At 46.3% G+C, this 24516-nt stretch carries 25 protein-coding genes and 5 tRNA genes; 2 read left to right on the top strand and 28 right to left on the bottom strand.

Features of this window, described 5'->3' with window-relative positions:
- Positions 1-218 precede the first annotated feature (218 nt).
- The 26 genes from rplL to GA693_RS13570 form a co-directional block, all read right to left on the bottom strand.
- The gene (gene rplL / locus GA693_RS13695; RefSeq protein ID WP_004774018.1) at positions 219-590 is read right to left on the bottom strand and encodes a 50S ribosomal protein L7/L12; all 372 of its coding nucleotides are present in this window, start codon (positions 588-590) and stop codon (positions 219-221) included.
- 48 nt (positions 591-638) lie between these two features.
- Entirely contained in the window at positions 639-1145 is a 507-nt protein-coding gene (rplJ, locus tag GA693_RS13690; protein ID WP_075167586.1) for a 50S ribosomal protein L10, read from the bottom strand.
- A gap of 350 nt (positions 1146-1495) precedes the next feature.
- Positions 1496-2191, bottom strand: a complete 696-nt coding sequence (gene rplA, locus GA693_RS13685; RefSeq protein ID WP_005181684.1) for a 50S ribosomal protein L1 — start codon at positions 2189-2191, stop codon at positions 1496-1498.
- 3 nt (positions 2192-2194) lie between these two features.
- The gene (gene rplK / locus GA693_RS13680; protein WP_004868049.1) at positions 2195-2623 is read right to left on the bottom strand and encodes a 50S ribosomal protein L11; all 429 of its coding nucleotides are present in this window, start codon (positions 2621-2623) and stop codon (positions 2195-2197) included.
- 118 nt (positions 2624-2741) lie between these two features.
- On the bottom strand, positions 2742-3275 hold the full coding sequence (gene nusG, locus GA693_RS13675) for a transcription termination/antitermination protein NusG (RefSeq protein WP_005181681.1): 534 nt from the start codon (positions 3273-3275) through the stop codon (positions 2742-2744).
- A 7-nt stretch (positions 3276-3282) separates the two neighbouring features.
- Positions 3283-3723, bottom strand: a complete 441-nt coding sequence (gene secE, locus GA693_RS13670) for a preprotein translocase subunit SecE (protein WP_005181678.1) — start codon at positions 3721-3723, stop codon at positions 3283-3285.
- Between the two features lie 72 nt (positions 3724-3795).
- Positions 3796-3871, bottom strand: a tRNA-Trp gene (locus GA693_RS13665).
- Between the two features lie 51 nt (positions 3872-3922).
- Positions 3923-5113, bottom strand: coding sequence for an elongation factor Tu (gene tuf, locus GA693_RS13660; protein ID WP_104513317.1), 1191 nt, complete (start codon positions 5111-5113; stop codon positions 3923-3925).
- A 148-nt stretch (positions 5114-5261) separates the two neighbouring features.
- Positions 5262-5336: transfer RNA gene (locus tag GA693_RS13655), tRNA-Thr, on the bottom strand.
- A gap of 15 nt (positions 5337-5351) precedes the next feature.
- A tRNA-Gly gene (locus tag GA693_RS13650) sits at positions 5352-5427 on the bottom strand.
- Between the two features lie 36 nt (positions 5428-5463).
- Positions 5464-5547: transfer RNA gene (locus GA693_RS13645), tRNA-Tyr, on the bottom strand.
- A gap of 56 nt (positions 5548-5603) precedes the next feature.
- Positions 5604-5679 (bottom strand) — tRNA-Thr (locus tag GA693_RS13640).
- 98 nt (positions 5680-5777) lie between these two features.
- On the bottom strand, positions 5778-7271 hold the full coding sequence (trpE, locus tag GA693_RS13635) for an anthranilate synthase component I (protein ID WP_160241688.1): 1494 nt from the start codon (positions 7269-7271) through the stop codon (positions 5778-5780).
- 108 nt (positions 7272-7379) lie between these two features.
- Positions 7380-8048: a phosphoglycolate phosphatase gene (gene gph, locus GA693_RS13630; protein WP_160241689.1), complete on the bottom strand. Its 669-nt coding sequence runs from the start codon at positions 8046-8048 to the stop codon at positions 7380-7382.
- 63 nt (positions 8049-8111) lie between these two features.
- Positions 8112-8819 (bottom strand): FHA domain-containing protein, encoded by a 708-nt coding sequence (locus GA693_RS13625; protein ID WP_160241690.1) that lies wholly within the window; start codon positions 8817-8819, stop codon positions 8112-8114.
- Positions 8820-8885: 66 nt separating this feature from the next.
- Positions 8886-11135, bottom strand: a complete 2250-nt coding sequence (gene gspD / locus GA693_RS13620; protein ID WP_160241691.1) for a type II secretion system secretin GspD — start codon at positions 11133-11135, stop codon at positions 8886-8888.
- A gap of 40 nt (positions 11136-11175) precedes the next feature.
- Positions 11176-12012: a type II secretion system protein N gene (locus tag GA693_RS13615; RefSeq protein WP_160241692.1), complete on the bottom strand. Its 837-nt coding sequence runs from the start codon at positions 12010-12012 to the stop codon at positions 11176-11178.
- Complete coding sequence (gspN, locus tag GA693_RS13610) at positions 12012-12752, bottom strand: type II secretion system protein N (protein ID WP_104473370.1); 741 nt, start codon at positions 12750-12752, stop codon at positions 12012-12014. The genes GA693_RS13615 and gspN overlap by 1 nt, the downstream gene beginning before the upstream one ends.
- A 163-nt stretch (positions 12753-12915) precedes the next feature.
- Positions 12916-13242, bottom strand: coding sequence for an H-NS histone family protein (locus GA693_RS13605; protein ID WP_075167809.1), 327 nt, complete (start codon positions 13240-13242; stop codon positions 12916-12918).
- A 145-nt stretch (positions 13243-13387) separates the two neighbouring features.
- Positions 13388-13816, bottom strand: a complete 429-nt coding sequence (locus tag GA693_RS13600; protein WP_005181644.1) for an acyl-CoA thioesterase — start codon at positions 13814-13816, stop codon at positions 13388-13390.
- A gap of 10 nt (positions 13817-13826) precedes the next feature.
- On the bottom strand, positions 13827-15020 hold the full coding sequence (locus tag GA693_RS13595; RefSeq protein ID WP_127799618.1) for a heme biosynthesis protein HemY: 1194 nt from the start codon (positions 15018-15020) through the stop codon (positions 13827-13829).
- Positions 15021-15022: 2 nt separating this feature from the next.
- On the bottom strand, positions 15023-15868 hold the full coding sequence (locus GA693_RS13590; protein WP_160241693.1) for a hypothetical protein: 846 nt from the start codon (positions 15866-15868) through the stop codon (positions 15023-15025).
- On the bottom strand, positions 15865-16644 hold the full coding sequence (locus tag GA693_RS13585; protein ID WP_160241694.1) for a uroporphyrinogen-III synthase: 780 nt from the start codon (positions 16642-16644) through the stop codon (positions 15865-15867). The genes GA693_RS13590 and GA693_RS13585 overlap by 4 nt, the downstream gene beginning before the upstream one ends.
- 1 nt (position 16645) lies before the next feature.
- Complete coding sequence (gene hemC / locus GA693_RS13580; protein WP_034598116.1) at positions 16646-17563, bottom strand: hydroxymethylbilane synthase; 918 nt, start codon at positions 17561-17563, stop codon at positions 16646-16648.
- Between the two features lie 108 nt (positions 17564-17671).
- A complete protein-coding gene (locus tag GA693_RS13575; RefSeq protein WP_005181633.1) occupies positions 17672-18412 on the bottom strand; it encodes a LytR/AlgR family response regulator transcription factor in 741 nt (246 codons plus the stop codon).
- A gap of 55 nt (positions 18413-18467) precedes the next feature.
- Complete coding sequence (locus GA693_RS13570; RefSeq protein ID WP_104989206.1) at positions 18468-19622, bottom strand: sensor histidine kinase; 1155 nt, start codon at positions 19620-19622, stop codon at positions 18468-18470.
- Here GA693_RS13570 and argH point away from each other — a divergent pair.
- Together argH and GA693_RS13560 are read left to right on the top strand one after the other, a co-directional pair.
- Positions 19613-21043 carry an argininosuccinate lyase gene (argH, locus tag GA693_RS13565; RefSeq protein ID WP_171457075.1) on the top strand — a complete coding sequence of 477 codons (1431 nt, stop codon included), beginning with the start codon at positions 19613-19615 and terminating at the stop codon, positions 21041-21043. The two genes, GA693_RS13570 and argH, sit on opposite strands and share 10 nt — an antisense overlap.
- 21 nt (positions 21044-21064) lie before the next feature.
- On the top strand, positions 21065-21334 hold the full coding sequence (locus GA693_RS13560; RefSeq protein ID WP_005181625.1) for an oxidative damage protection protein: 270 nt from the start codon (positions 21065-21067) through the stop codon (positions 21332-21334).
- A 963-nt stretch (positions 21335-22297) separates the two neighbouring features.
- On the opposite strand, the gene phoU is transcribed toward GA693_RS13560, so the two are convergent.
- Positions 22298-23020 carry a phosphate signaling complex protein PhoU gene (gene phoU / locus GA693_RS13555; protein ID WP_005181619.1) on the bottom strand — a complete coding sequence of 241 codons (723 nt, stop codon included), beginning with the start codon at positions 23018-23020 and terminating at the stop codon, positions 22298-22300.
- Positions 23021-23144: 124 nt separating this feature from the next.
- Entirely contained in the window at positions 23145-24485 is a 1341-nt protein-coding gene (gene abuO, locus GA693_RS13550; protein ID WP_160241695.1) for a multidrug efflux outer membrane protein AbuO, read from the bottom strand.
- Positions 24486-24516: the final 31 nt, after the last annotated feature.

Here is a 24516-nt window from a genome sequence, read left to right as displayed (position 1 = left end):
CTGCAATTTTTAGTGGTATTAAAACGCTTAACAATATTTTTTAACATTGAAAAATATTGGTAAGCGTTTGATTGTTATCTTTATTTTTAATTTGTATGAAATTTATATCATGCAAACAAAAATCGAGCCGATTATTGTAACGCAAAAAGGCTGATGACCCAAGAGCCATCAGCCATTTTTTGGAGTCGATTATAAAAAAATCGACTCCGCTTAAGCTATTACTTAAGTGTAACTGTAGCACCAGCTTCTTCAAGTTTCTTCTTAAGCTCTTCGCCTTCTTCTTTAGAAACGCCTTCTTTAAGTACTGCTGGAGCACCTTCAACCATGTCTTTCGCTTCTTTAAGACCAAGGCCAGTCGCTTCACGAACTGCTTTAATTACTGCAACTTTGTTTGCACCGAAAGAAGTCAACTCAACGTTGAATTCAGTTTGCTCTTCAGCAGCAGCAGCGCCAGCGCCTGGAGCAGCAGCAACTGCAACAGCAGCAGCAGATACGTTGAATTTCTCTTCGAAAGCAGAGATCAGTTCAACAAGTTCAAGAACAGTTTTTTCAGCAACTGCGTTTAAAATTTCTTCGTTAGTTAAAGCCATGAGAATAACTCCAAATGGAAATTGAATGGTGTGTAAATTGATTTAAGCTTAAGCTGCTTCTGACTCGTTTTTCTCTTTGAGTGCTGTAATAAGGCGACCCAATTTCGAAATAGGAGCTTGAAGAACGTTTGCAAGCATAGTAAGCGCTTTTTCTTGGTTCGGAAGATTTGCAATCACGCTAACTTCAGCACCTTGATAAACCTTGCCGTCAAATGCAGCAGCTTTAAGTTCAAATGCTTTGTTTGTTTTAGCGAAATCTTCGAACAAGCGTGCAGCTGCACCCATGTCGTCTTCAGAAGTCGAGAAAGCTAAGATTGTTGGACCAACAAGAGTTGCATTCAAGATATCGAATTGAGTACCTTCGAATGCACGCTTAGCCAAAGTATTACGCACGATACGAGTCGTAACACCAAGCTTACGCGCTTCAACACGTAAAGCAGTTAATTGCTCAACGGTTAAACCTTGATAGTCAGCAACAACAGCAGAGAACGCGCGAGAAGCAACTTCGTTTACTTCTGCTACGATCTGTTTTTTGTCTTCGATAAGAAGAGCCATTGTAAAACCTCCTAACGGTGATTTATGTACCCACAAGGGATACACTCCCAATTCGTGAATTCATCACTGAACTCACACGCGGAGGAGGAATAAATCACACCACCGCGTCTACGCAGGCTGGGATTTTAAGAGAAGAGCATAAAACTCTCCTCGCCTGAGGTCTTTGACGCTGATAAATTCTCATTTACCAATTCAAAGTCCGCCTGAGGATCGATCAGCAAAGCAACGCTTTGCCGATCCGCAAGACGAGAAGCTATGCTTCGAGTGAAGCTTATACCCTCTCTTGCGTGAAATTTAAAGCAGTGCTTTAAATTTCACTCAGGACTTTAAAATTCTGTCTAAGTCAAAACTTAGTTAGAAACGTTGTTTACATCAACAGTCAGACCAGGACCCATAGTTGAGCTTAGAGTGATCTTTTTGATGTATACACCTTTAGAAGTCGCAGGTTTTGCTTTCTTCAGGTCAGCCACAAGAGCTTCAACGTTTTGACGAACAGCTTCAGCAGTGAAACCTACTTGACCGATCGCAGCGTGGATGATACCCGCTTTGTCTACACGGTAACGTGCTTGACCAGCTTTTGCATTTTTAACTGCAGTTGCTACGTCAGGAGTAACCGTACCCACTTTAGGGTTTGGCATTAAGCCACGTGGACCAAGGATTGTACCTAATTTACCTACAACGCGCATTGCATCTGGAGCAGCAATTACTACGTCAAAGTCAAGGTTACCCGCTTGGATGCTTTCAGCCAGGTCATCAAAACCAACTACGTCCGCGCCTTCAGCTTTAGCAGCTTCAGCAGCAGCGCCTTGAGCAAACACAGCTACACGTACAGTTTTACCTGTACCTGCAGGAAGTGTAGTCGCGCCACGAACAACCTGGTCAGATTTACGAGGGTCAACACCTAGGTTTACAGATACATCCAAAGATTCTTTGAATTTAGCTGCAGGAAGGCTGTTAAGAACTTGTACTGCTTCTTCCAAAGTATAAACTTTGTTTGCTTCTACAGCAGCAGCAATGGCTTTTTGACGTTTAGTTAACTTTGCCATGTCTTATAGCTCCACTTCCAAGCCCATAGAACGTGCAGAACCAGCGATGGTACGTACACGCGCGTCTAAGTCAGCACCAGTTAAGTCTGGTTCTTTCGTAGTCGCGATCTCTTCTAACTGAGCACGAGTCAACTTACCAACTTTAGTTTTATTTGGTACAGCTGAACCCTTCTGGATACCAGCAGCTTTCTTAAGCAGAATAGCAGCAGGTGGAGTTTTCATGATGAATGTGAACGACTTGTCGTTGTACACAGTGATCACTACTGGAATTGGAAGACCAGCTTCAACTTTTTGTGTCGCAGCATTGAATTCTTTACAGAATGCCATGATGTTAACACCACGTTGACCCAGTGCAGGACCAATTGGTGGAGATGGATTTGCTTTACCAGCTGGAACTTGCAGCTTGATATAGCCGTCAATCTTCTTAGCCATTTTCAATTACCTCTGGGTACAAACGCCGCTAGGCTCCCCAATGATTTCTAAGTAACGATACCGTTACAACAACAATGCCCGATCCATAACAAATCGGGCGTTTTCAACCAGCAGTGAATTAAACTGATTTTTCGACTTGGCGAAATTCCAGCTCAACCTGTGTTGGTCGATTGAATACATTAATCGTCAACGTTAAACGTGACTTGTCGTAAAGGACTTCTTCCACCACGCCTTTAAAGTCGGTGAATGGACCGTCAATTACCAGTAATTCTTCGCCTGGTTCAAACATCGTCTTCGGACGAGGTGCTTCACCAGTATTGCGTACACGTGCAAGAATTGCATCAGCTTCACGCTGCGTAATTGGCGCAGGTTTTTCCGGTGTACCACCAATAAAACCTAATACTTTTGGACATTCTTTTACAATGTGCCAAGTATCATCATTCATTTCCATTTCGACTAGCACATAGCCCGGAAAGAATTTACGCTCAGATTTACGTTTCTTACCATCCTTCATTTCTACCACTTCTTCGGTAGGAACCAGGACTTCACCAAAGCTATCGGCAACAGCGCTACGCTGGATTCGATCATTAAGCGAACGCATCACTTGTTTTTCATAACCAGAATAGGCATGAATAATGTACCAACGTTTCATAGCTCTCTTACCCGATAATAAATTTAATTGCCCAACCTAAAACGTAGTCAAAACACCACAATAAAATGGATGCTACAACTACAACTGCAAGTACGTGCCAAGATGTGGTCACTGTCTCTTGCTTGGTTGGCCAAGTCACTCGACGCAGCTCGATTCGTGAATCTTTCAATAAACGAACAAAGCCTTTGCCTTGATGGGTGGCGTATAATAAACCTAAAGCCACTACGATACAAGCCAAAATTACCCCAACGCGCACCCAAATATCATTTGCCGGTGCCCAGTACGCTGGTAGATGCTGATTCACCATGGTTGCCGCAATGAATAAAATCAAGGCGATAATCCACAACACGTAGTCTAATGGAGAACCCGAATTTACAACTTCAGCAGGATTATTTCTTTGAGGAATTGGCGCTTCGCTTAATGCGTCACGCGATTTATCATTCGACATTTTTGTACTCGTCGTAGGATTCGCGACTTATTATATGACCAGTTTTGCCAGCATCAAGCTTTTTTTGAAAAATGGCAGGCCAGGAGGGACTCGAACCCCCAACATTCGGTTTTGGAGACCGACGCTCTACCAATTGAACTACTGGCCTGTAGAACAAGCCGAAATCCGCAAACTTCGGCTTGTGAAACTTATTTTATAATTATGCAGTTACTTTAGCAACTACACCCGCACCTACAGTACGGCCACCTTCACGGATCGCGAAGCGTAAACCAGCGTCCATTGCGATTGGGTGGATTAATTCTACTGACATTTCAACGTTGTCGCCTGGCATAACCATTTCAACGCCTTCTTTCAGCTGGATCGCACCAGTTACGTCCGTAGTACGGAAGTAGAACTGTGGACGGTAACCATTTAAGAATGGAGTGTGACGGCCACCTTCGTCTTTAGAAAGTACGTATACTTCTGCGTCGAATTTAGTGTGCGGCTTGATTGAACCTGGTTTAGCAAGTACTTGACCACGTTGAACTTCTTCACGCTTAGTACCACGTAGAAGAACACCACAGTTCTCGCCAGCACGACCTTCGTCAAGAAGCTTACGGAACATTTCAACGCCAGTAACAGTTGTTTTCGCTGTATCTTTGATACCAACGATTTCAACTTCTTCACCAACTTTAACGATACCAGTTTCTACACGGCCAGTTACAACTGTACCACGACCAGAAATAGAGAATACGTCTTCGATTGGCATCAAGAATGCTTGATCGATTGCACGTACTGGCTCTGGAATGTAAGAGTCAAGTGCTTCAACAAGAGCAACAACAGCGTCTTCGCCATATTGACCTGATTCACCGTTAAGTGCAGCAAGCGCTGAACCACGGATTACTGGAGTGTCATCGCCTGGGAAGTCGTAAGTAGAAAGAAGTTCACGAACTTCCATTTCAACTAATTCGATTAACTCTTCGTCGTCTACGATATCGCATTTGTTTAAGAATACGATGATGTAAGGTACACCTACCTGACGAGAAAGAAGGATGTGTTCACGAGTTTGTGGCATTGGACCATCAGTCGCTGAACAAACAAGGATCGCACCGTCCATCTGAGCAGCACCAGTGATCATGTTTTTAACATAGTCGGCGTGACCTGGGCAGTCAACGTGAGCGTAGTGACGAGTTGGAGAATCGTATTCTACGTGAGAAGTGTTAATTGTAATACCACGTGCTTTTTCTTCTGGAGCAGAGTCGATTGCAGCGTAATCTTTCGCTTCACCACCGAATTTCTTCGCACATACAGTTGCAATTGCAGCTGTTAAAGTTGTTTTACCATGGTCAACGTGACCGATTGTGCCCACGTTAACGTGTGGCTTATTACGTTCAAACTTAGCCTTAGCCATGTTTATTTTCCTCGTTTACGTCGAACACAATCTGAGTAATACCCAGCCTCGACATATCGCCTAAAAAACTAGACACCTAATACTTAAAAAGCAGACTAAATAGCCTGCTTTCTTTAAATCTCATGCAACTAAGTTGCTAAACTGTATCTGGAGCTCTTATCGAGATTTGAACTCGAGACCTCTCCCTTACCAAGGGAGTGCTCTACCACTGAGCTATAAGAGCGATCATCTTCGATGATGGAGCGGGAGACGAGGATCGAACTCGCGACATGCAGCTTGGAAGGCTGCCGCTCTACCAACTGAGCTACTCCCGCACATTGTTGGTAATGTACCACTTCATTCGAAGTTAATGGTGGTGGGAGAAGGATTCGAACCTTCGAAGCTTACGCGGCAGAGTTACAGTCTGCTCCCTTTGACCGCTCGGGAATCCCACCAATATCACACTTATTGCAGTGCTCGTTCTTTACTTCACATCTCGAATTCTCTAAGATGGTGCCGGCACACGGATTCGAACTGTGGACCTACTGATTACAAGTCAGTTGCTCTACCAACTGAGCTATGCCGGCGTTTCTTAGTGTTTCGTACGTTTCGTATCGGAACGGTGTGCAGTTTAGCAAAACTTGAAATCCGTGCAAGTGTTTTTTTTAAAAAAACCGTCAAAAACTCACAAAATCAATCCGTTTGACGATAATTCAACCGCTTTGATCACTGCGCGAGCTTTTATTTGGGTTTCATTCCACTCAGATTCAGGATTTGAGTCGGCAACAAGGCCTGCGCCAGCCTGCACATAGACCTTATTTTCACGAATAACACAGGTCCGAATCGCAATCGACATGTCCATTTCGCCATGCCAGCCTAAATAACCAACAGCACCACCAAAAATTCCACGTTTTACTGGCTCAACTTCGTCAATAATTTCCATGGCACGGATTTTTGGTGCCCCAGAAAGTGTGCCTGCCGGGAAAGTTGCCTTAAAAACATCCAATGCATCAACATCATCGCGCACTTCACCCTGCACATTGGACACAATATGCATGACATGCGAATAACGTTCGATCACCATTTGATCAGTCACCTGCACTTTACCAATTTTTGAGACGCGACCAACATCATTACGACCCAAGTCAATCAGCATTAAATGCTCGGCAATCTCTTTTTCATCAGAAAGTAAATCTTTTTCCAGGGCCAGATCTTCTTCTTTGGTTTTACCACGTGGACGTGTGCCAGCGAGTGGACGCACGGTGGCAATACCATTTTCCAGACGCGACAGGATTTCCGGCGATGAACCGACAATATGAAACGGGGTGTTATTGTCCAAGGTTCGCCCTTGCACCAGGAACAGATATGGTGATGGATTAAGGTGACGTAATGCGCGATAGACCTGTAAAGGCTCACCATCGAAATCAGAAACCATACGATGACCTGGCACCACCTGCATCACATCTCCGGCACGGATGTACTCTTTTACCTTTTCAATAGAGGCAATAAAGTTGTCATGTCCAGTTAAAGACTCAAAATGCGGTGCTGTATGTTTTTCTGCTTTCAGGCTTACCGGTGTCGCCAGAATATTTTCCAGTTCATCCAGCTGCTGCTGTGCTTTATCATAAGCTGCCGGATCAGCTGCATCGGCATGTACAATCAGGAACAGGGTATCTTTCAAGTTATCGAATACGATGACGGTTTTGGACAGCATCATCCAGATATCTGGCAAGCCTACAGGATCGGCTTCAGGCACATTTTTTAGCTTAGGTTCGATATAACGTACTGAGTCATAACCAAAATAACCGACAAGACCACCAGTAAAGCTTGGTAAGGCTGGAAGTTCCACCTGAGTAGGTACTTTAAACTGTGCTTGAAAGTCACGGATATACTGGAATGGATCGGCACAGTGCTGTTTTTCAATAGAGCCATCTGGATGCTGAACAGTCAGTTCACCCGCATTACAGGAGAATACAGTGGATTCACCCAGACCGATAATTGAATAGCGCGCCCAGTTTTCACCACCTTCAACAGATTCAAACAGATAAGCCTGTTGGTGCTGTTTTAGACGGGCAAAGATAGATAAAGGAGTATCGGTATCAGCCAGACGCTGACGGTATACTGGAATCAGGTTGTAGCCTTGAGATGCAAGTTGCTGGAATTGAGCTGAAGTTGTCATTCGGTTTTTCTCTTTAAATTAGGGTTACTCAGTATGAAAATGGAATTGGACTGAGCGACGCCATCGAAAAACCTTACAACTATTCATCTTATTTCCTTCGTACCCTATTTAAGCAAGCAACTCACGTAGATCATCAACAATTTCTTGAGGATCACAGTCTGCTATATTTTCACCATGATTATAGCCATAGCTGACTACAATACAATCTATACCCGCACGGCGCGCAGCTTCGATGTCATTGACTGAGTCCCCGATCATCAGTACCTGATCTTTGGTCACGCCATAATGCTCCACACAATGCAACAACTGACGCGGATCTGGCTTACGCTCGGCAAAGCGATCACCACCAATGGTGTCATCAAAGTATTTCGCCATTTCGAGGATATCCAGAATACTGCGTGCCGGTTCTTCTGGTTTATTGGTCACACAGATCAGTTTTTTGTCGTTAGCCTTACCCCATTCCAGAAACTCGATAATTCCGTCAAATGGCCTGGTATCCACACAAGGATCGGCATTATAAATTTCCAGGAACGTCGTAAGTAATTCCTGATGCTGGGCAGGTAATACTTCTCCTACCAGATGCTGGAGTACGCTTTCACAGAACTTAGACGTTCCTTTACCAATCCAGACCCGTACCTGTTCCTCAGTCACCAGTGGTAGCTGCAAAACATTCAGGCTCATATTCATGGCACGATACAGATCGGTGGCTGAATCGACCAGCGTACCGTCCAGGTCAAATAAAATCAGCTCACGGGTGTCAAGTTTAGCCACAGACATTTTGGTCCTCTCAAAAAATAAAGGCATGCCAAAGCATGCCTCGATTGTATGCTGTGTCGCGGTTTATTTAAACAACAGCCAGGCAATAATTGCCAGGATCACCAGCACAATAATGGTCATCAGGCCGACAGAGGCATTTTTCTGCTGCTCTTTTTCCTGCTCAACCCGTGATACAGGCTGCTCAACCGGTACTGGTTGTGGTTCAGGTGTAGCTGCGCTTAAATCGGTCCCTTCAGGAATTGGTGCCGGTTTTGGTACACCAACATTGGTTGGCATGCCATCACGTGTCAGTTGCACCGATGCATCACGCTCTTTCAGCTCAGGCATACCCTGATCATTCATCTGCTGTGCCGGCGTTTTCACTGCTACCGTTTCTGTCGGCTCGGCTGCAGTAGTGGTTTCCACCACATCCAGCTCAGGAATCTGTTCTACTTCGGTGCCTGCAGGCGCAAGCGGCTCATCCGGCAACAGTTCCGGTTTGGCTGGTGCCAGGACTGAAAATTTAAAGCTGGCAAACTGGACAATATCACCCTCATGCAGTGGGGTTTCCTGCTCAATTCGCAGGTCATTCACAAAGGTGCCATTGGATGAATTTAAGTCCTGGACCCACAAGTCTTCAGCCTTCAGCAACAACGCAGCATGTTTGCGTGATACTTCAGCCGACTGCAGTACCACATCAGCTTCCTGATGACGCCCCACCAGCATGTCATGATCAACACTAATTTCCTGCCCGGTAAATTCACCCGTAATTGCTTGTAATTTCCAAGTCATAGCGAACTTCTCTTTAAATTTTTGCCCATCATAACATGCTCAAAACCAGATTCCATGTCCGCTCTGTTAAGAGCGCGGTCTTAAGGTGGTCGTGGTGGTGGTATTGGTGGTTTTGTTGACTTGCGGGCTTAAGGTCTGACGCTGCAGCGCCGGTTCTACCGCAACGGGCGTGGTCACCACAGCCGCCCCCGACTGTGCCACAGGTGTCGCGGATGGCACCTGCTGATAACGGGTTTGATTTAGTGGAGTTTTCGACACCGGCACCCGCTGCTGATAGATATCTTCCACCCGCTCCGGCAGTTTGGCAAAATTACCATCCTGATCCAGTGCCAGTTGCAGGCTATACAGCTGACTATAACGCTGCTGCGAAATCCGGCGGATATCATTCTGATCCCCAACAATGGTCGGGTGAATAAAGATTAACAGATTACGCTTCTGATTGGACTTGCCATCGGAACGGAATAAACGTCCCAGTCCTGGAATGGCACCTAACCCCGGCACGGCCTGGCGAGAATAGGCAGTGTTATCTGAAATAAGACCACCCAAGACAATAGTCTGACCATGCTCGGCCAGAATTGAGGTTTTAATTGCGCGTTTGCTGGTGACCAAGTCCTGCGCCTGACCTTTGCTGGATTTAACCCCAGAAACTTCCTGTTCCACTTCCAGACGCACTGTGCCATTTTCGCCAATGTGCGGCACCACTTTTAGGGTGACCCCGACGTCCTTACGCTCAATGGTGGTATAGGGATTGACGGTACCATTTCCGGTACTGACCGAACCAGTGACAAACGGCACGTTCTCACCAACCACGATATAGGCTTCTTCATTGTCCATGGTGACAATAGATGGGGTCGACAACAGATTGGATTTGGTGGTTTCTTTTAAAGCTTGAATCAGCGCGCCATACAAACGGCGTGAACCATCACTGCCTTCCTGATAATCCCCCAACACCAGTGAGGTACCCGCGCCAATCGCGCCACCCGCACCCGCTGCACCTCCAGTTAAATAACCGGCGGCAATATTTTTCAGGCTAGACCCCAAGTTATCAAAATTGATCAGGCCAATGCCACTGCTTAAATCACCCAGGGCCCATTGCACGCCAAGCTGATCGGCATCGGTGCCTTCTACTTCAATAATCGCGGCTTCAATCAGTACCTGCTGACGGCGTGTATCCAGCTGCTGAATCGCAGATTCAATTTCACGCATCAGCTGTGGATCGGCTTTGACCACCAGGGCGTTCTGGCTACTATCGGCAATAATACTGACGCCATTGCCATTAAAGCTGGTGATCTGGCTCTGCTGATCAAAACCGTTATTCAGGGTAATACTTGGCGAGGTACTGCCTGTGCTATTGCTGGATGTGCTGTTACTGCTGTTATTGACCAGACTGCTAACGCTATTGTTACTGCTATTTTTCGTATTGGAAGATGAGCTGCTGACCGCCTGCCCCGATACCAGCCCTTGCAGAATTTCCGCCAGGCTTTGCGCACTGGCATATTTCAAACGAAAGACTTTTAAGCCACCAAGACGGTCGGCCGCCGGCACATCCATCATTTCAATCATCTGGCGGATGCGCTTGCGGGTGGCAGTATCGCCTTTAATGATAATGCGATTGGTCCGGTTATCCGCCACAATTCGCACCCGCGAGCCTTTGAGATCTTTGGCATTGCCGGTCGAGCTCATTGACTCCAATAGCCCGATCACTTCTTCGGCCTGACTGGACTGTAGCGAGATGGCTTCAATATCATTTTGGCCGGTGCCATCCAAATTACGGATAATATTTTCCAGCTGATAGATATTGCTGGCCCGGTCCGAAACAATCAGGGCATTGGTGCCGGCCACCGCAGACAGGTGGGCAAATTGCGGCATTAAAGGCCGTAAAGCCGGAATCATGTCATTGGCATTGGTATTTTCCAGCCAGATGACCCGGGTCACAATCTGGTCGCCGCGCGCATTCTGGCGTGCATCAAACGGAATTCCGGAGCTTTTGACATTGTTATCTGGCACCAGCTTGATGGTATTACCCGAGGGAATAGCCACTACCCCATTAACATTAAGCACGCCCAGAAACAGGTCATAGACTTCATTGCGGTTCAACGGCTTGTTGGAAATGACCGTAACATTGCCGCGCACCCGCGGATCAACCGCGAAGTTTTTACCGGTAATATCGGCCACTTCATTAATAAATGCAGTCAGGTCAGCATCACGTAAATTAATTTTCCAGGTTTGTGCATAGCTCGCCGTACTTACCATAGCCACCAGAGGTGCACCGACCATCAATGCCCAAAGCGGACGCTCATGATTTAATAAAGCCATAATCTACCGTGTTTCCTAACCCTATAAGGTGACAAATCCGTCACTTAAAATCTTGTTGTACCGTGATGACCTGGTCACCACGCTGAACTTCCAGTCTGACCTGACCCTCCTGTCTTGCCTGTTCCAGCAATTGGGCTTCATTTTGCCCTTGTCCGACAGTCTGACCATTTAAGGATAAAATCCGGTCGCCTGGTTGTAATCCCAATCTGCTTCTGAGTGCCGCCGGTGTCCGTGCGGTAATTTCATAGCCCTGACCATTGCCACTATTCACGCCCATATCCTGTAAATAGCGTTCCCGGTCTTGCTGAATCTTTTGCACTGCCTGACCAATCGCATTTTGCGCAGTTGTTGCCGGTGCCGGATTTCTGTTGGGTGCAGCTGGGCTTTGTGTCGGCACAATCGGCTGATTCAGCCCGTTTTCAATGCCTTTAAACTCTATCTCACGGGTGGCGCCACTGCTATGACGCAAAACCACCCGATCCCAGTACACTTCAGCCAACTGATAACCACTGCCTTCAATCACATCGCCGACGCGATAGCGCTCTGCCACCTCATTGACTTTGAGCACGGCAGAAGAAAACTGGTTGGGATAACCGACCATCACGCCTTGTAATTGAAGGTTCAGATTGTCTTCGGCCTGCGTACGCTGGCTCGCTTCATGAAACAAGGCAAAACTGCTGATATTCGGTACACGCAGCTGCTGCGAACCCAGTTCGACCCGATCCAGTTGCATCGCTTGAGGCGGCGCCAGTAATAGCCAGAACAGACTGGCCAGCTTCCAGCATAAATACAGAATCAGCAGCGCCAGCAATAACGGTGCGACACGATCGGCCTGTTTCAGCTGGAGAGTCTGCAGCTGTTCCCAGATTTTCTGCATCAGAAGCCTCCCTTGAACAGCGGCTGGCGGGTACTGATTACATAGGTATCGGCACCAGCCTTGCCTTCATAAGAAGGAACATGCATCAATAAACGCTGGGTCAGCTGCACATCCAGCATCATCTCCTGATCCAGACTCAGGTTTATCATTTTCTGGTCACGTGCATCACGCACATCAATTTTCAGTTTTCCGCTTTCATCTGACAGCGTGCCTTTCAGCGTTGGTACGGTCATGCGCTCTTGACGCTGGGCAAACTGATACACCAGCTCCCCGCCGGCCCAGTTGAGCTGGCCCTGTGCCTGGGCAAACCCTTGCTGCTTGCTATAGTTCAGATCGATATTTTGTAATTGAATCGGATTGGTCGGCCATTGCCAGTCGACCAGGGTTTTTAGAGTTTCTGGCGCAACACGGCCGTGTACAGCGTTCAGCATGAAGGTCCCAAAACGGTAACCCATCACGCCTTTTAGTTCGGTATGACCACTATGGATTTCAACATCGGCTGCCACTTTCAGCAATAACAGGTCTAAAGGACGCGTATTCCAGCTTAAGCTGCCACGCAACTGTCCCTTGTGCCAATCTGCCTGCCCCTGCCAGATGTTGCCACTGACATTATGTAAACTCTGATTGTTTTTATAAAACTTTGAAATTAACCAAGCTGCAGGAATCTGTAATAACACAAAAATTAAAAAAGCAATGATGGCGAAAATCCACCACGTGATGTATCTCGGTTTCTTTATCATTCCACCACGACCAACCTATCTAATGCATTCATGAACAAATTGTTATTTTCATGCACACATTATGCACACTTTTTTTACAACACCAACGGATACACATAAAAAAACCAAGCAGTTCTGCTTGGTTTCGACACTCTAGTGCGCTTAGATGACAATCTGATGAAGTTTAGATCAAGAAGTCTTCAAGCTTGGCACCTTTTTCCAGTTCTGCCACTAACCAGCGCGGTTGCTTACCACGACCTGTCCAGGTTTCATTGGCATTGGTTTTATTACGATAACGCGGCTCTACCGATTTACGTACATTCTTTTTACGTTTAGACGCACCAAACTCAAGAATCTGTTCAATGCTTAAACCCGCATTTTCAGCAATTGCCAAAATCTGATTATATGCATCTTCAACTGCCTGGTCCTTTTTTGATGCAATTAATGCTTCCGCTTCTTCCTGCAAGCGCTTTAATTGTTCTACAGACAAATTACTAATATCGGGCATCATATTTACTCCACAAGTATGCTTTTATATTAATTTACTTCAATTGCATTAATACATCATATTTTTATCTGAATTAAGTTTCAATCATTATTTGAAATGAAAAACAATTATTAACAGAGATAAATAATCTATTTATTCGGGATTAAAATTAATCCAGATAATGCCCCACACTATTTTCCAAAGCCAAAATATGCTGCCGAATCGACTCGGGTAATGGCATTTTCTGCATACTTTCAGAATTCACACAAACCATGATGGCTTCTGCACTCGCGACTACAGCCTGTTGCTGCTCGCTCCATAATATATAATGCATGCGAAAAGCACTATTTCGGATTTCCTCAACCCGTACACCTATTTTTAAGGTATCCGGATAAAATACCGGACGCATATATTTGCACTGATTTGATGCCACTACCGTCGAAAAGGATTGCTGCATCATTCTGATCTGATCCATATAATGAATGCGGGCACTTTCAATATAGCGGTAATACATCACATTATTGACATGACCGAGCGCATCCATATCGCCCCATGCCACCACTTGTTGATGAATTACTGGATAATCGGTTAATTGCATGCGACTTTACCTAGATTTTAATTTTCATGAAATGACTATTATTTTCAAACACCAGATTTAACTGCTGCTGTAAATGCGGTTGATCTTTTAATGCCGATTTAATTCTTAAATAGTTCATTAAAATATGTTCCGGATATAAATCCAGAAGCTGTGCTGCATCGTCATGACGACCGGTAGCTTCCAATATATGCCATTTGGCAAAACTCAATACCGGTAAAGCAGGATATTGCTGTTCCCACTGATTCAGATAATCTTCAATCTTGAGATAATCCGGTACCGGTTTTAACAGCTGCTGCTGGAACCATAAATAGAACACATCCTGATGAAACTGTTCAGACAGTAAATGCACCGCCAGATGCTCCTGCTGCTCTCCCATATCGCTTAAGCGTACCAGCACTTTTAACCACAGCACTTTAATCGCATACGGCTGGGTAAATATCTGCCCTGACAGATTGCAATAACGCTGTTTTAAATCCTGCAATGCTTCCGGTGTGGCCTGCTCAAAATGCTGCAAGATTTGCTCAAGCCATAACTGCTTGCTGTCCAGCCCTAAATGCCCATATTGGGTCGCACGCAAATATAACCATGGATACTGCAGCGCAAACTCTCCCCACAGTGCGGTTAAGCGCTGTTCATAGGCTTGTTTAACATCTTTGAGCCACGGCGACAGTTGATGGCCATTTAAAAATTCCAGATGGGTCAGGGCTTTTTCCGGTTGCTGCTGCGCCAGATAAATTTCAATACGCTGCAACTCGGCCAGCTCAAAGGCCATGGCCTTGCTCTGGTTTAACATCTGCAAAGCCACCGGATAATCCTGCTGCATCAGCGATAGGCGTGAATGAATCACGGCTTTTAATAAACCAGACTGGTTAAATACCTGACGGATAAAGGCGTCCTGCTCACGCGCGGCATCCAGCAGCCAGATTACTGCCATTTGCTCATAAGGATGTAAATGCTGGAAATCAAACACCGCTGCCTGCTTACGCTGTTCACGGCTTAAATAACGCTTTAGCATCGCCCAGATCAGCTGCACCACCAGACTGATCAGCATCAATAAAATTAAAAGCACCCAGATATTGGTCTGTAGCTGCCAGTCACGCCAATACAGGTAAACATAGCCCGCGCCATAGCCATAACTGAATACACTGAGCAAGGCCACCAGCACTAACGTGACCAAAACATAGGCCAGAACAATCTGCTTCATGATCATTCATCCAATAAGGTGCGGCTGGTCAGCACCGGCACAGGAATCACGGTCAGGCTCTGAATTTCCGCCAATTCAGCGCTTAACTGCTGCGCCCCCCGATCCGGCAGCAGCTGTAACAGATGAAAAATTTCAGTCAGCTCCTGCTGATAATTCAGATATTGGCCTTGTCCTAATAACTGACGTGCCAGTAATAAACGCAACTGCGCTTCTTTTAACAGCAATTGACGCTGACTAAGTACAGTCGCTGGCTGCTCGGCGGCTTCCAGTTTCAACCACTTATGCCAGAAGGCCGGATTGGCCTCTTGCGCCGGCTGCAGTTGTGGCTGCTGGATTTCCTGACGCAACAGCTGATCCAGCTGCTGTAGAGCCTGAGTGACCTGCTGCTGCTGGGCACTGCGCTGTGCCGCAAATTGCTGGATCAGCTGCCGGTCTTTGCTTAGGGTTTGATGCAGGCTTTCAGCCAGTGCTGGTGACAAAGCCCACTGATTCAGCTGAACATCCAGTGCTGCCAGCTTTTCCAGTGCATACGGATATTGCGCTTGCTTTAAGGCAAATTCGATCAGTTCCAGCTGCTGTTGAAGCATCTGCTGCGGCGTGATCGTGGTCTGGTTGATCTGCACCGTAGTATCAGTTGCAGGCGCACTTGAAGATACAGATGGAGAAGGATTATTACTCTGGCGCTGTAAAGCCACCAGCTGGTCATTGAGATTGGCGCGACTTTTTTCCGCCTGATGCATACTCTGAGACAATTCGGACTGCTGCGCCGTTATTTTAAATACGTCATAGCTCAGCTTTAACATCCAGGCCAAGCCGATGATCAATAATAAAATAAGTAGCTTCTTCATGCGTGTCCTGATTTAAGCTCAATCTGCTGCAGTATTGTTTCTGTTTTTAAATTCGTCAACTTGATCAGTTGAAAACGGGTGTGATGCTGTTGTTGATAATCCATCAACAGCGCTTCCAGGCGGTCACCCAGCACCAGATAACGTCCCCGGTTCAATAATTCTTTTTGCGCTTGACTCAGCCGCAACCAGTTTAACCAGCTGGCCTCACTGCTAATCAGCATCCAATAGTCCCGGTGCTGCTGCAGTTGTGGCAATAGCGCGGGCATCTGCTGAATCGACGCGGCCGGACACTGACGCTGATATAAAATAAAATTCAGAATCTGCATTCCGGCCTGTTGCAGGCTGTCCATCATAAACTGACGTCCACCTTCACCGCGCCAGAAGGCAATACATGAACCGGCCGCCAGGGATTTTAATAAAGGCAGTTCCAGCATCCCTTCCGAGGTTTCAACCTCCGGCACGGCGCTCGAAATTCCGTATTCTGCCAGTACCTGCGCCGTTTTTTCACCAACCGCAATCCACTGTAAATGTTGTAATTGATCGAGATGAATACCGCTTTGCGCCAGATACTCCATCCCGATGTGTACCGCGGTCGGGCTGACCACCACAATCCGCTGCGCCTGCAGTAATTGCTGGTACAGCTGTGCCAATGCATCGGACCAGGGACGGGCCTGTAATTCCAGCAGAGGCAGTTCAATCACCGACCAGGCCTGTTGCCTTAAAGCCTGTGACAAGGTACAGGCACGATCGGCCGGGCGGGTATTAATAAACAGCATCTTAATATAAGGCTTTTAGCAGCTCACCTGCCCCTTGTGCCAACAGGTTCTGTGCCAGTTGTTCACCCAGCTGTTCGGCCTGCTCGGGTGCGGCACTGAGCTGTGCGCTTAACAAGGTCTGGCCATCGACACTGCCCACCCGGCCTTCCATCGACAGCTGGCCATCTTTTAAAGTGGCATAACCGGCAATCGGCACCTGACAGCCACCTTCCAGATAAGCATTAAACGCACGTTCTGCGCGTACACAGACATTGGTTTCATCATCCATCAACGGCAAAATCAGCTCGAGTACGGCCTGATCATTAGTCCGGCATTCCAGCCCCAAAGCGCCCTGACCCACGGCCGGCAAACTCACTTCAGGCGCGAGCGTATGACGAATCCGCTCACTAAGGCCCAAACGCTTCAGGCCGGCACTGGCCAGAATAATCGCATCATATTGACCTGCATCCAGCTTGGACAGACGGGTACCAACGTTACCGCGCAAATCAATAATCTCCAGGTCAGGGCGTGCTTTTAAAATCTGGCATTTACGGCGCAAACTGGACGTTCCGACTTTGGCACCCTGCGGCAAGTCCTGAAAGCTGGCATAAGTATTGGACACAAAGGCATCCAGCGGATCTTCACGCTCGCAAATCACCGCCAGGCTTAAGCCTTCTGGTAGCGCCATTGGCACATCTTTCATGGAATGCACAGCAAGGTCAGCACGACCATCTAGCAAAGCTGCTTCTAATTCTTTGACAAACAGTCCCTTGCCCCCAATTTTGGCTAAGGGGGTATCGAGAATTTTATCACCCTGGGTCACAAAGGTGACCAACTCCACGTTTAGACCGGCATGTAAGGCTTCTAAACGCGCACGAATGTGTTCCGCCTGCCATAATGCCAGCGGGCTTTGTCGAGTTGCAATTTTCAGGGTGTTCATCATGTCAGTGAAAGCAAATAAAAGAATTCCCTTAAACTTAACCTGATCGCTTGAAAATGCAAGTCAATTTGCACCCTGAGATGGCGAAAAAGCCATTTCAGCCGGTGCTTACAGTTTCTGAATACGTTCTCTTAAGGTCGGTAAATGACGACGGCTTACTGCCAGACGTTCTTCCAGTTCACGACAACGCACCTGATATTGACCGGTATTAATCACTTCCAGTCCTTCAAGATAATGAATCGAGACCAGTGCATTGCGATGAATCCGAATAAACTGATCGGCAAATTCATGCTCCAGGTCTTTTAAGGTTTCGTCAATCAGCACGCTGCCATTTTTATGGCGCACGGTGACATATTTTTGATCTGCTAAAAAATAATAAATATTTTCTACAGGCACCAGTTCAACACCACGATAAGTTTTCGCCGTGATCTGGTGGCGTTTTATATTCAATTCTTCCATATTTTCTTTTTGTTTTATGTGACTCAGCTGGGCTTGCGTGAGTTTGGTTAAGTGATCTAAAACCTGCTGCAATTCCTGTTGCATGACCGGTTTTAATAAATACCCTTCTGCCTGCGATTTAAATGCATCAAGTGCATGCTCATCATAGGCGGTACAAAAGACAATTGCCGGCATGGGGTCAAGCTCGCGCAAATGCTGGGCGCAGCTTAGTCCATCCATTTCTGGCATCTGAATATCTAATAACACGACATCTGGCTGATGTTCATCTGCTAGCTCAATGGCCTGCTCACCATGACTGGCGGTTGCCACCACCTGATGTCCAAGTTGAGTCACCAAGCGGGCCAAACGCTCAGTTGCAAGAGGTTCATCATCACAGATCAGAACATCCATTTATCCCTCCTTTACGTTAAATCATTTATTTTTATAGCTTAACGTGAATTTTTTTTTATTTATATGGATACTGTACCACGGTGGTATACATGCCCTCCCCTGCATACGTTTGAAAGACCACCTTTCTTCCATAAAAGGCGCGTAGACGCTGTTGCACATTTTGAATTGCAATACCATGTCCTTGTCGTAAATTCATTTTAGCGTTTACGTAAGGGTTTGTAATGACGATATTGACTTGATTTTCCAAAATTTCTACCAATACGCTAATGGTACTCGGTCTGGATATTTTTTCAACACCATGAAAAATACTATTTTCCAGTAAAGGTTGTAAAGTTAATAAGGGAATTTGTACCTGACTGAGCAGTTGCGGCTGTTCAATTTTCCATTCCACCTGCAAGCGTTCACCCAGACGAATCTGCTCAATCTCCAGATAACGCTGGCATAATTCAACTTCTTCCTGCAGCTTGACCAGCTTGACTTCCTGTAAACTGGCACGAAACAGACGTGACAGATTGAGCAGCATCTGCTCGGCTTTTTCAGGATCAATCGCAATCAGGCTAATGACATTATTTAAACTGTTGAATAAAAAATGCGGATGGATACGCGCTTGCAAGGCATGCACCTTGGCCTTTAGAGCACTTTGCTCGCGCAGATAATTCTGTTCGCGCAAATATAAATAGCGAAAACAGAATGCTCCCAGCAAGATGCCATAACTTAAATGCAAATCCAGCCCGCCCCCCAGCTCGGCTGCAGTCAAGTCACGCAGATGAAAATTCTGGCCAAAATGCGTCAGCAGATTCAGGCTTAAAGTGGTCACCAGTACAATTAGCTGTAGCAATAAAAAACCAAAACCGAGCGAAAAGCCCAGACTCATCCGGCCCAAACGTCTTTGAAAATATTCAATAAAGGCAGTAAAGGCCAGCAGCACCCAGTTAATATACAGCACATATTGCAGCAGCCTTGAGCCGGTTAATGCCTGCCAGCCCTGCGCTTCAGCCAGTGCCAGCACCATGGCCAATACATTGCTGGCAATAAATAATTCAATTAGATGTTGCCAACGCCCTATTTTCGTAAAAAAATAACTGTAATTTTTTTCATCAGCCGTATCTGCAAAAGATGATCTCACCTGCCCTTCGGCAAGTGATTCCGAATTTGTTATACTCGTTTTCAAATTACTGCTTTTTATTCTATTGAGCCGACATGACCACATCTTCTAATTCCTCAAATCCGTCACAAACCCAGACTTCGGGTATGTGGGGCGGTCGTTTCTCTGAAGCTACTGACGCATTTGTTGCTGAATTTACAGCATCTGTCCAATTTGACCAACGCTTTTATAAACAAGATATTGCCGGCTCAATCGCCCATGCAACCATGTTGGCCAAAGTTGGCGTGCTGACTGCACAGGAACGTGACGACATCATCAACGGCTTAAACACCATTAAAGCCGAAATTGAAGCGGGTCAGTTTGAATGGCGTATTGACCTTGAAGATGTGCACATGAACATCGAATCACGCCTGACCCAGCGTATTGGCATTACCGGTAAAAAACTGCACACCGGCCGTAGCCGTAACGACCAGGTGGCGACCGATATCCGTCTGTATGTGCGTGATGAAATTGATGCCATTTTAGAATTATTGAAAAAACTACAAACTGGTATTCTAAGCCTGGCGGAAAAAAACACTGACACGATTATGCCGGGCTTCACCCATTTACAAACTGCTCAACCTGTGACTTTTGGTCACCACCTTATGGCCTGGTTTGAAATGCTGGTACGTGACTCTGAGCGCTTAATTGACTGCCGTAAACGTGTGAACCGTATGCCACTCGGTTCAGCTGCACTGGCAGGTACAACCTATCCAATCGACCGCGCCTATACCGCAGAATTACTGGGCTTTGATGCCGTGGCTGAAAACTCTTTAGATGCAGTATCTGACCGTGATTTCGGGATTGAATTTAACGCTGCGGCATCGTTAATCATGATGCACCTGTCACGTATGTCGGAAGAACTGATTCTGTGGACCTCAGCCCAGTTTAAATTTGTGAATATTCCTGACCGTTTCTGTACCGGCTCATCAATCATGCCGCAAAAGAAAAACCCGGATGTCCCTGAACTGGTTCGCGGTAAAACCGGCCGTGTCTATGGCGACTTAATGAGCCTGTTGACCCTGATGAAAGGTCAACCACTGGCCTATAACAAAGACAACCAGGAAGACAAAGAGCCTCTGTTTGATGCAATTGATACTGTACGTGGTTCACTGATGGCGTTTGCTGACATGATTCCGGCATTGGTGCCTAACATTGCAGAAATGCGTGAAGCGGCGCTGCGTGGTTTCTCTACTGCAACCGACCTTGCGGATTACCTGGTGAAAAATGGCGTTGCTTTCCGTGATGCCCATGAAATTGTTGGTAAAGCGGTAGCACTGGGCGTACAGGAAGGCAAAGACCTGTCTGAACTGACCCTGGAACAGCTGCAGCAGTTCTCTGACCTGATTCAGGCCGATGTATTTGAAAAAGCCCTGACTCTGGAAGCTTCAGTGAATGCACGTAACCATATTGGGGGGACTGCTCCGGCACAAGTCGCTGCTGCGATTGAACGCGCCCACGCCCGTTTAGAGCAACTTTACGCTTAATCTTAAATTCGGAGTATGGATATGTCTCGACAAGTATTTTGCCGTAAGTATCAACAAGAAATGGAAGGCTTGGACTTTGCCCCGTTCCCGGGTGCCAAAGGTCAGGAATTATTTGATACCGTGTCTAAACAGGCCTGGAACGAATGGCTGAAACATCAGACCACGCTGATCAATGAAAAGCGTTTAAACGTGTTTGAAGCAGATGCGAAAAAGTTTCTGGAAGAACAGCGCGAAAAATTCTTCAATAATGACGAAACCTTAGAAAAAGCCGAAGGGCTAAAGCCTGAGTAAAACTTAAAGCGCTGCTTTAAGTTTTACGCAAGACAAGGACGAAGTCCGCGTAGGCTTTCATGCAAAAAGAATCTCCATTTTTGGGGATTCTTTTTTATGCACGGTTGTAAAAATTACGTAAGACAAGCGAAGCGCGTAGTTTCAAATGTCTCAAAGGAGTCTGAAGAGGCTCCTTTTTTATACTCGATACTGCTCCGCCACGCCGCAAGACGAGAAGCTGTGCTTCGAGTAAAAAAGAAAGCGCTGCTTTAAGTTTTACGCAAGACAAGGGCGAAGTCCGCGTAGACTTTCATGCAAAAAGAATCTCCATTTTTTGGGGATTTTTTTATGCACGGTTGTAAAAATTACGTAAGACAAGCGAAGCGCGTAGGCTTAAATTTGAAAGGCTCCAGAAATGGAGCTTTTCTTTTACTCTATCCAAACCCAAGATCAACCACTGCACATAGGGTTTTATCTCGGAAGATGCTTTTAGCCTTTAATCCAAAAAAATTTCATCGATAAAAAAATGAATTCCTCTTCATTCACCCATTTCAGGCTTGGCACAGAAAAAGTAGATGAACTCTGTTGTTTTCCAGCCGCAAGCTCCCTGTTTATAGTGAGCTTAAGGTGATTGGTTTTTATTGAATTGACAGGTATATCTGGACAACTATAAAGTTTTACTTCACCAAAATCAGGGGTTTATAATTTAGATTAAAATTAACCTATTTAACCGATTGGTATTGTAACTGGCCGATACATTTGTTCATAAAACTCAACATTAGACTACAATAAGCTTAAAGATTTCCGCCCACCATCTTCCTATAATAACAATCAAGGAGATGGAAGCATCTCTTATAATAGATATAAATATCCCCGATTTCGATCTCAGATTTCCCCCAAAATCTGGGATTTTTTTTATCCATTTTATGCGTAATCCATAAAAAAGGCCTGAAAATTATTTCAGGCTGTTTCTGGTATTCAAACTTAGCGTTCTTGAACTTTCTGTTCAATTTCTTCCATGCTGGTATGACGCACATCCAGACCTTTGACCATATAAATCACTTGCTCGGAAATATTACGCGCATGGTCACCAATCCGCTCTAGGGAACGCAGTACCCACATTACATTGATGACGCGGGAAATATGACGTGGATCTTCAATCATATAGGTCATTAAAGTCCGGGTGGCCGACTGGTATTCACGGTCGATATCGGCATCGGCCAGCAGTACGCGTAAAGCCTGATCGACATCTAAACGGGCAAAAGCATCCAGCGCATCATGAATCATGACTCGCACCTGGTTGCCAATATGACGGGTTTCCATATAACCGCGCGGCGAGCCACCTTCTTCACACAAGCTTTGTGCAATCCGGGCAATTTTAGCCGCTTCATCACCAATACGTTCCAGGTCGGTATTGGCCTTGCTCATGGCAATCACCATGCGCAGGTCAATTGCTGCAGGATGACGGCGCGCCAAAATCAGGGTTAATGCTTCATCAATTTCAGTTTCCAGACGGTTCACCGCATTGTCCTGAAATTGCACCTCTATTGCCATCGCGGCATCTGTGTCCAGCAATGCATGAATCGCATTGGCCACCTGCTGTTCTACCAAGCCACCCATGGTCATGAATTTTGTATTGACATCCTGTAGATCTTCATTAAATTGAGAAGAAATATGGTGATTTAACACAGGATTATTTGGACTCAAGAGATGTACTCCAATGCAGTAATAACGGACTTATTTGATCATTGATTATTAAATCACATTAAACATTAAGCTTTTATGACAATTTAAACAAGTGCCCGATTGCATCATTTTATTTTATTGAAATTTAAGGTTTTTCTATTAACCACAAGTTCATCTCGGCCAGATCTTTTTCACTGAGTTGCCCCACCGACGCCCTGAGGCGAAGTATATTAATCAGATAATCATATTTGGCATTCAAATAGTCCTGCTTGGCCGAAAAAGCATTACGCTGGGCCAGCAGGACATCGACCATGGTTTTTAGGCCTTCATTATATTGGGCACGCGATGCGCGCGATACCAGTTCTGCCGATTGCATGGCCGCCTGTCGTGCCTGTAATTTGGACTGATCGGTTTCCACCTGCAAATAGGCACTTTTTACATCGGTATTGGCTTTACGGATCGCCGCATCCAGCTCGGCTTCGGCTTTATCGACATTCACCGCTGCTTTCTGGATATTGCGCTGGGTACGCCCGCCAGTAAATACATTCCAGTTCATTTCAATGCCGACCTGATCAAACTGGCCATTCTGAGAAATCGGGCTTTGTGGCGTCTGCTTGTTATAGCCATAAGTACCGACCGCTTCAATTTGCGGATAACGCGCGGCCTGCTCCACCCGTTTCTGGTCTTCGGCATAACGCTGCTGCAAGCGGGCCTGCAAAATGGACAGGTTCTGACTTTGTGCCAGCTCGGTCCATGCCTCTAAACTGGCCGGATCAGGCTTTTGGAACTGAAAGTCATCTCGCAGTACCGCCAGATTTTCACGATATGGCCCGATCAGCTGCGCCAGTTGTTCCTGTGCCAGCACCAGCTGCACATGGGTAGCAATCCGGTTGGCCTTGGCATTTTGATATTGCGCCTCGGCTTCGCTGACATCACTGCGCGCGACCAGTCCCTCGCGCAGCTTGGCATTCATCATGTTCAGCTGTTCCAGCAGTGCCTGCTCTTCCTGTAAATAGGCGGTGGTTAAAGACTGCTGACGTAGCACATTAAAATAGGCCTCGGCCACATTTAAGATATGCTCCTGCTTTTGCAGTCTTAAGGTGACTTCACTGAGACTGAGTGAGGTTTTGACCTGTTTTAGGCCTTCCCAGGCATCCCAGCGAAATAAAGGCTGGCGTGCGGTGACACTCACCTGACGGGTGGTGGTTGCTGAAGGTGACAGGCTTTCAGAGCTGACTGGAGAACCTGGAATTGTCGCAGTATTGGCGTCCTGACTGCGCCGGGTGATATTGCCAGACACAGTCACGGTCGGCAGCAAATTGCCTTTGGCAATGCCTAAATTCAGTTGATCGGCTTCATATTGCAACAGATTGGCCTGCCAGTTCGGGTCGGTGGCTTTGGCACGCTCATAGGCCTCGACCAGATCCAAGGCTTGCGCCCAAGGGCTAAACAACAGCAGGCCCAATACACATATTTTTTTCTTCATTTTATTCGTTTAACTCATCTCGCCAAAATGG

This window comes from Acinetobacter indicus (genome assembly GCF_009914475.1).
Taxonomy (GTDB): Bacteria; Pseudomonadota; Gammaproteobacteria; order Pseudomonadales; family Moraxellaceae; genus Acinetobacter; species Acinetobacter indicus.
The sequence above is the reverse complement of the archived record's forward strand: the minus strand, read 5'-3'. Positions and strand labels throughout refer to the sequence as shown.